Source organism: Nocardia africana NBRC 100379, assembly GCF_001612635.1.
In the GTDB taxonomy this organism is placed as follows: domain Bacteria; phylum Actinomycetota; class Actinomycetes; order Mycobacteriales; family Mycobacteriaceae; genus Nocardia; species Nocardia africana.
The window spans coordinates 1-1,973 of record NZ_BDAV01000069.1 but is presented as its reverse complement, the minus strand read 5'-3'; the positions used below and the strand labels follow the sequence as shown (position 1 = coordinate 1,973).

The window sequence follows — 1,973 nt, the reverse complement described above, 5'->3', positions numbered from 1 at the left end:
GGCTACCTACAAAGGGTGGTTGTCAGTGCTGGTGACGCGGGTAGCATGCCGCACGTGCTCAATCCTGCGGTGTCGCCGACCGGAGAGCCGCTGGACTCGCGGCGGCTGCAGCAATTCCTGTGTGTCGCAGACCATTCCGGTTTCAGCAAGGCTGCCGAAGAGTTGCATCTGAGCCAGCAGGCGCTCAGCGCCTCGGTCGCCAAACTGGAATCCCAGCTCGGGGTGACGCTGTTCGATCGCACCGGGCGCCAGGTCCGGCTGACTCCGGCCGGACAGGCACTGCGCGACGGGGCGTCGGTGTTGCTGTCGGCCGGGCAGGTGCTGGCCCGGCAGGTCCGCGACGCCGCGGCCGCGCAGCGGCGGCCGTTCGTCGTCGCGCACACCCCGGCGATCACCGCCGAGGAGGTGCACGGGCTGCTCGAACCGGTGCGCCGCGGGATGCCGGACGTGTCGGTCACCGTGGTGCAGATGTTTCCCGACGACCTCGGTCCGGCCGTCCTGAACGGTTCGGTCGACCTCGCGCTGCGACGTGGTGCCACTGTTCCCGCCATGCTGGCGGCGGCGGTGATCGCCTATCACCCGTTGCGGATCGCCGTCGCCCGCGATCACCGGCTCGCCGGTCACCGCGCCGTCGCCATGCCCGACCTGCGCGCCGAACGTTTCATCGTCTGGGCGCCGCCGGGCACATCGTTCTATACCGACTTCATCCTGAGCACGTGCCGCCGTGCGGGTTTCGAGCCGACGCTGGTGGTGAACCGGATTCAGGGCGCGACGCCGGCCACCGCGGTCCTGGACTACCCGGACGCGGTCGCCTTCGTGACCGAGCCGCCCGGTCCGGCGCTCGGGGGCACCGCGCGGGTCATCGACATCACCGACCCGCCCCTGGTCCCGGTGCAGGGCGTATGGCTGCCGCATACCCGATCACCCATCCGCGACCTGCTCACCACCGGAGACACCCCCCGCACCATCTCCTCACCGCCCCGCCGATAACACCGCCCCACCGGATTCCGCGGCACGACCGCACACACAGAGACGGGCTCGGACCGCACGTCTGGGCGACCCGCGGGGGCTCGCACCGGGACGGCGAGCCAGCACACCCTGCGCAAACAACCAATAGTGGTGAGTTAACCACTAATTACTGTTTCACATTTGTGAGAGGCGCTCCTAGCGTCGGATGGGCAAGCTCCCGAACCGACGAGAAGGACTCTCACTATGAGCACAGTGTTGGCAGGTAAGTCGGCGGTCGTGGCCGCGGGTGCCAAGAACCTCGGTGGCCTCATCAGCACCGGCCTCGCCGAGCGTGGCGCGAATGTGCTGGTGCACTTCAACAGTGCGAGCACCGAGCCCGACGCCGACAAGACGGTGGCCGCCATCGAGGCCGCGGGCGCGAAAGCGGTCAAGTTCCAGGCCGATCTGACCGTCCCGGCGAATATGCGCCGCCTGTTCGACGCCGCCGTCGACGCGTTCGGCTCGGTGGACATCGCGGTCAACACCGTCGGCAAGGTGCTGCGCAAGCCGATCACCGAAACGACCGAGTCCGAATACGATTCGATGTTCGACATCAACTCCAAGGCCGCCTACTTCTTCCTCCAGGAAGCGGGCAAGCGGCTCAACGACGGCGGCAAGATCGTCACCATCGTCACCTCGCTGCTGGCGGCGTTCACCGACGGCTACTCCACCTACGCCGGCGCCAAGGCCCCGGTCGAGCACTTCACCCGGGCGGCGGCGAAAGAGTTCGCCGCGCGCGGTATTTCGGTCAACAACGTCGCCCCCGGCCCGATGGACACCCCGTTCTTCTACCCGCAGGAAACCCCCGAGCGAGTGGAGTTCCACAAGTCCCAGGCCATGGGAGGCCGCCTCACTCGCATCGAGGACATCGCCCCACTGGTGGAATTCCTGGTCACCGACGGCGGCTGGGTCACCGGCCAGACCATCTTCGCCAACGGCGGCTACACCACCCGCTGACCCCACCG

At 68.0% G+C, this 1,973-nt stretch carries 2 protein-coding genes; both read left to right on the top strand.

The features are described from left to right. Positions 1-45: 45 nt before the first annotated feature. Positions 46-990, top strand: coding sequence for a LysR family transcriptional regulator (locus tag NA3_RS35240; protein WP_062969244.1), 945 nt, complete (start codon positions 46-48; stop codon positions 988-990). A 222-nt stretch (positions 991-1,212) separates the two neighbouring features. Beyond that, positions 1,213-1,965, top strand: a complete 753-nt coding sequence (locus tag NA3_RS35235) for an SDR family oxidoreductase (protein ID WP_062969243.1) — start codon at positions 1,213-1,215, stop codon at positions 1,963-1,965. The last annotated feature ends 8 nt before the right edge of the window (positions 1,966-1,973 follow it).